The sequence below is a fragment of the Streptomyces sp. NPDC034670 genome (genome assembly GCF_055574875.1).
Genome location: NZ_JBVITR010000008.1, coordinates 104,505 through 110,659, shown reverse-complemented (window position 1 = coordinate 110,659; position 6,155 = coordinate 104,505). Strand labels below are relative to the sequence as shown.

Below are 6,155 nucleotides of genomic sequence, written 5' to 3'. Positions count from 1 at the left end.
GCTACCCTGGAGTATCGGCCTCGTCAAATCCCCCCCCCCCCCCCCCTCCTCCCTCCCCCCCCCCCCCCCGGCCCCCCCTCCCCCCCCCAACACGGGGGGGGACCCGGGCCCGTCGGCCACCCACGCCGCACGGCGGACGACCGGACCGGGCCCGCGCACGACCCGCACCGCCCGGCCGGAGCGCCCGGGGGACCCGCCGGCCCCGGCGGGCGGGGCGCGGCGACTTGGTGAGCGTCACGCGGGGCGTCCGCAGGGGGGGGCCGAGCGGCGTCCCTGCGGACCGTGGCGGACGGCGAGGCCGCGGTCTTCGGGGCGAAGGCGCCGCACCGCACGACGGGGGTGTGCCGTGCGACGCCGCTACGGACGGTCGCGGGCCGGACGCCCCGTCCTTCACCCGCCTCCTGCGCCCGCGTCCTTCACCGGCTCGGCCGCGGGCCGCGGACGCGCGCACGGTCGATCCGGCCGAGCACGTGGTCCACGTGCGGACGCACCCGCGCCCGCAACGCCTCGCTCCAGTCCTCCTCCGAGTAGCGGCAGGTGAGATAGAGCCGCCTGGCGTGCTCCAGGACGGGGCGGTGCTCGGGCGGGAGCCGGGCCAGGGCCCAGTCGGCGGCGGCGTCCTTCGGTCTGATCCGGCCGGTGGCGAGCGTGCTCCAGACACGGGCGAGGGTCAGCAGGACGTTGCGGGTGTCGCCCTCCAGGTCCTCGAGCAGGCCGGGGACGCACGCCAGGCTCGCCCGGACCAGGTCGGCGCGGGGCACGGGGTCGAGGACCCGTGCCGGGCGGGGGCCGGTGAGGGGGTGGTCGCCGGCCAGGACCGTGGTGATCAGCAGGGCCAGATCGGGCATCGGCTCCGGCCGGGGGACCCGCCCGGCCTCGTACGCGGCGCGCAGCCACTCGCCGTACAGGAAGTCGCCGGTCGGCGGGTACCGCCAGGGCCGGACCTCGGGCCGGACGACCACCGTGAGCTCGATCGGGCGGGCCGTGTCCCCGGAGCCGGAGAGGCCGAGCAGCCCGGCCAGGAGCGCTCGCCGCTCCCGCTCGCCCGTCCGCCGCCGGGACACGACCAGCACGTCCACGTCGCTGGCCGGACGGAGGCCGCCGAGCACGGAGGACCCGTGGAGGTAGGTGCCGATGACGTCCGGGCCCAGCACGTCGCCGACCAGCTCCACGGTCTGCCGGATCCGATGGTCCATCGCCCCAGTGTCCCCTGTCGCGCGGGCCGGCGGCGGGCCGCGCCGGGCGAGCCGATACGCAGTTGCACCGCGTGTCCGCGCCGACGGATGATGACCCCTCGTGACCTCCAAGTTCTCCGCCGTGCTGCCCGACCTCTCGCCCTGGCGCTCCTCCCGTGACTTCCGGCTGCTGTGGGTGCAGGGACTGGTCACGTACTTCGGCAGCTTCATGGCACTGATCGCCCTGCCGCTCCAGATCAAGGAGCTGACCGGCTCGCCGCTCGCGGTGGGCGCGATGGGCGCGGTCGAGCTGGTGCCGCTGGTGGTCCTCGGACTGTACGGCGGGGCGCTCGCGGACGCGGTGGACCGCGTCCGGGTCATCCTGCTCACCGAGGCGGGGCTGGGAGTGCTGGCGCTGGTCCTGCTGGTCAACGCGATGCTGCCGGAGCCGATGCTGTGGCCGCTGTACGTGGTGGCGGCCGGTGTGGCGGGTCTGGCCGGACTCCAACGGCCCGCGCTGGACTCGCTGCTGGCCCGGATCGTGCCGCACGACCAGCTCGCGGCGGCGGCCGCGCTGAACGCGCTGCGCTGGCAGACCGGGGCGATCGCCGGCCCCGCGGTGGCGGGCCTGGTCGTGGCCTACGCGGGCAACGCCCCGGCCTACGCGACGACGGTGGTCTGCTTCGTCGCCTCGGTGCTGATGTGCCTGCGGCTCTCGCCCGCGCCGCCCGCCGAGAACGCCGACCGGCCGTCGCTGCGCGGTATCGCCGAGGGTGCCCGTTACGCCTGGTCGCGACCGGTGCTGCTGGGCACCTACGCGGTGGACCTGGCGGCGATGTTCTTCGCCTTCCCGAACACGATCTTCCCCTTCCTCGCCGACGAGCTGGACGCCGACTGGTCGCTGGGGCTCATGTACGCCGCCGGGTCGATCGGCTCGGTGCTGGTGAGCCTGACCAGCGGCTGGGTGTCCCGGGTACGGCGGCACGGGCTGCTGGTGGTGTGCGGCGCGGCCGGCTGGGGACTGGCGATCGCGGCGGCCGGCTGGCTGTCCGACGTCTGGCTGGTCCTGGTGTGCCTGGGGCTGGCCGGTGCGGGGGACATGCTGAGCGGGCTGGGCCGCTCGACCATCTGGAACCAGACCGTCCCCGACGGACTGCGCGGCCGGCTGGCCGGCATCGAGGTCCTGTCGTACAGCGTCGGCCCCCAGCTCGGCCAGGTCCGCGCGGGCGCGATGGCCGGCTGGACCGGCACCCGCCCGGCGTTCTGGACCGGCGGCCTCGCCTGCGTGGTCTCCGTGGGCCTGCTGGCCACCGCGCTCCCGAAGCTGCTGACCTACGACGCGCGGACGGACGAGGACGCCCGCCGGCGCCGCGCCGCCCACACGGCCGCGGCCGCCGGACGGAGCACGGCGGACACCGCCCGCGACGCGCCCGCGCCCGGGTCCGCCGTGGACCGTCCCGCGCCGGACCGGCTTCCCGGAGCCTGAGGGCCGTCCCGGGGGCCGGCCCTTCCCGCCCGGTCACCGCGGGGGACGGCCGGTGGCCGGGCCGGGCGGCCCGAGGGTCCGCCCGGCCCGGCCGGGGATCACGACAGCGGGGTGATCCGGATGTTGCGGAACCTGACCTGGTTCCCGTGGTCCTGCAGCCTGATCGCGCCCGCCGCCGGGCCCTCCGCCCGGCCCGACGCGGTCGGTCCGTCGAGGGCCACGTCGTCGTGGACCTTCTCGCCGTTCCACACCACGGTGACGCGGGCGTCGGCGGTCTTGCGGCCGCTGTCGTCGTAGCGGGCCGCGCGGAAGACGACGTCGTAGGTCTGCCAGGTCCCGGGTGCCGTCGCCGCGTTCGTGTCCGGCGCCCGTTTCAGGTAGATCGCCCCCGCCTCGTCGGTGCCCGGCGAGGTGTCGCCGTGGGAGTCGAGGATCTGGAGCTCGTAGCGGTCCTGGAGGAAGACGCCGCTGTTCCCGCGGTCCTGCCCGGTGACGTCGGGGGGGAGCAGCGGGACGCGGAACTCCACGTGCAGCCGGAAGTCCTGGTACGCGTCCAGGGTGCGGATGTCCCCGCAGCACACCTCCATCGACTCCTCGTCGGTGAGCGGCCACCGCAGGCGTCTGCCGTCCGTGTGCTGCCACCGCTCCTGCGAGGCGGCCGTCCCGTCGAACAGGGTGACCCGGGCCCCGTGCGGGCGGACGGTGATCAGGTCGAGGTTGACGTGGCCGGTGTCGCCGGGGTCGTACCGGTAGGAGACCGTGTTGCGCCCGGCGCGCAGCGTCAGCTTCTCGGTCCGTGTCGACCAGGAGTCCCAGTCGCCGGTGGAGGCGAGCTCCGTCTGCCGCACCTTCTTCCCGTCGACGTACAGGGAGAGGGACTTGGTGCCCTGGAAGGGGTGGGGCCCGTTGGAGTAGCGCAGGCCCACGTCGTAGGCGTCGGCCTTCGGCACCGTCACGTCGAAGGTCGTGGCGGCCCTGCCCTCGGTGGCGTACCGGTCGACGAAACCGCTGCCGGAATAGCCCGCGTGGTCGGTGTCGACGCCGGCGGTGCCGGTGAGGCGCGCCTCCTCGGCCTCGTAGAGGGTGGGGGGAGGCGGCTGCTCGCCGGGCATCCGGTTGAGGGTGTACCAGGCCTCGGTGCTCCACAGGGGCTCACCGGAGGCCGAGGTGAAGGGGCGCGGGGAGCGGAGGTGCACCACGCGGCCCGGCTTCAGCCCGTCCAGCCGGAGCTTGACGGTCCGGCCGTCCTTCGAGAGCGTCGCCGAGCGCACGGGGAGCGTCTCCTCGGCGATCTTCCGGCCCCCGTAGTCCGCGGTCGGCGTGTAGCGCCACTGCTCGGCACGGTAGCGGGCGGCGAGCTGTTCGGCGGTCGCGGCGGAGACGGGCTGGGTGTACGTCAGGTCGAAACCGCCGGGCACGGCGCGCATCGACCGGATGTCGAAGGTGTTCTTGCCGTTCGGCGTCAGCTTCTGCAGGCCGAACCGGAGCTTGCCCTCCTGCCCCCAGTTGCCGTCGGCGCCCAGGCCGCCGGCGTAGACCGCGCCGTCGGGGCCCAGGGTGATGCGGTTGACGCCGGCCTCGAGCCCCTGGGTGTAGCGGAAGACGGCTCCCTGGTACTGGCCCTTCACCTTCTCCAGGTAGGCGCGCTGCAGACCGCCGTAGGTGACGTCGCCCAGCAGCATCTGGCCGGCGAAGGCGCCCTTCTTCAGATACAGCGGAGTGGAGGGCGAGTTGGCGATCTCGTTCTGCGGCAGCCACAGCACCGGCTCGGTGACGGGGGAGTCGTCGAAGGCGCCCGAGGGCTCGGTGTAGTGGTTGAAGAAGCGGCCCTGCTCGATCTGGACGAGCTTCGACGACGGGAGCCACCCGCCCTGGTTGTCGGTGGCGAAGAGACCGCCCCCGGGCCCCCAGCCGATGCCGTTGGGGGTCCGCAGGCCGCCCGCGATCGGGCTGATGCGCCCCGTCCTCTTGTTGATCCTGTACGTGATCCCGCGGCCGGGTGCGGGCTGCGGGGTGGTGGTGGCGCCGCCGTAGTCGATGGCGACGGAGAGGTTCACGTAGAAGTGGCCGTCCCGGTAGAGCAGGCCGAAGGCGAACTCGTGGAAGTTCCCGCCGTACGGCCAGGTGGCGACCGTGCGGTACTCGTCGGTGACCCCGTCGCGGTCCTTGTCGACCAGCCGGGTCAGCTCGTGCTTCTGCGAGACGTACAGCGAACCGTCCACGTACTTGATGCCCATGGGTTCGCGGAGCCCGCTCGCCACCTTCTTCACGGTGACCTTCTCCCGGCTCGTCGGGCCGGTCACGTTGTCCAGCAGGTACACCTCCCCGGCAACGTTGTCAGTGCCGCCCCAGGTGCTGATCGCGAGGCGTCCGTCGGGGAGCCAGTCCATGCCGCTGACCTGCGGCTCGAAGCCGTCCGGACGCAGGTCGGTGAGGGTCAGGTCGGGACGTACGGAGGTCAGGGGCAGGCCGTCGCCGGGGGAGTCGCCGCTCGCCTCGCACTCCTTGCGGCCCGGTGCGGTGACCCGGACGACGCCGGCGTCGGTGCTCAGCGCCTCGCGGGGCACGACCGTGAAGCCGCTCTCGCCCGGCGGCCTCCAGGCCAGTCGCACCTGCTGCCCGCCGTCCCGCTCGAAGTGGTCGATGCGCAACGGGTGCGGCCCGGCGGTGAGATGGACCGTGCCGTCCTTCGGCTCGCTTCCGTGGAGCCCGTCGTGGTCGATCACCGTGTCGCCGTCGATGACCAGGCGTGAACCGTCGTCACTGGTGAGGCGGAACACGTAGCTGCCGTCCCGGGGCACGTTCAGGTAGCCGGACGCCTCGGTGACGAAGTGGTCGGAGAGACCGCCGAAGTCGGCCTCCGTGGACCAGTCGACCGTCGGCATCAGCGTGTCGTGGTTGGGGGTCTGACCCGGTTTCAGGGTGCACAGCTTGTTCAGCGGCGTCTGCACGTCGAACACGCGGAGCGTGATCCCGGGTTCCTGGGGAGGGATGCCGGCGGGGGCGGCGGAGGCCGGCGGGACGGAGCACAGACCGCCGGCCAGGAAGGCTCCGGCCAGCAGGGCGATGAGGTGTCTTCGGGCGCGCGGGAACGGACGGTGGGGCATTGGTCCTCCACGAGTCGGGGACCGGACCGTGCCGGATGTCGCTCCGGTCCGCTGCGGTGGCGCTGCGCTTGCGCCGCCACGGTAGAGGACTTCTTTTTGACATGTCCATACTTTGTCATCGGAGAGGTCAAAGTCCGGCCCGCGCCGATGACGGCGGCGCGGTGCCGGACTCGGCCGTCACCGACTCGCTCGTACGCGCGCGGCGGCCGGCGCCGGGCCCGCACGGCGCCCGGCGCCGGCGCGGCCCTCCGCGTCCTGCTGCCCCGGCCCTCGGCGCCTGGCGCCGTGACCGCGGGATGCCGGAGCGTCGCCCCCGGGGCGCGGACCGTCGCCCCGCGGCCGTGCGGGCCGGGGGCGCGGACCGCGGCGGACGCCGGGGAACGAACG

Annotated in this window: 3 protein-coding genes; 1 reads left to right on the top strand and 2 read right to left on the bottom strand. The window is 74.2% G+C overall.

The window, feature by feature from the left end; all coding sequences use genetic code 11:
- Positions 1 to 416: 416 nt before the first annotated feature.
- Entirely contained in the window at positions 417 to 1,196 is a 780-nt protein-coding gene (locus ACZ56B_RS08625) for an aminoglycoside adenylyltransferase family protein (protein ID WP_468787693.1), read from the bottom strand.
- Positions 1,197 to 1,296: 100 nt separating this feature from the next.
- On the opposite strand from ACZ56B_RS08625, the gene ACZ56B_RS08620 reads away from it, so the two are divergent.
- Positions 1,297 to 2,661: an MFS transporter gene (locus ACZ56B_RS08620; RefSeq protein WP_468787691.1), complete on the top strand. Its 1,365-nt coding sequence runs from the start codon at positions 1,297 to 1,299 to the stop codon at positions 2,659 to 2,661.
- 98 nt (positions 2,662 to 2,759) lie between these two features.
- Here ACZ56B_RS08620 and ACZ56B_RS08615 read toward each other — a convergent pair whose 3' ends face one another.
- Positions 2,760 to 5,768 (bottom strand): 3-keto-alpha-glucoside-1,2-lyase-like domain-containing protein, encoded by a 3,009-nt coding sequence (locus tag ACZ56B_RS08615; protein WP_468787689.1) that lies wholly within the window; start codon positions 5,766 to 5,768, stop codon positions 2,760 to 2,762.
- Positions 5,769 to 6,155: the final 387 nt, after the last annotated feature.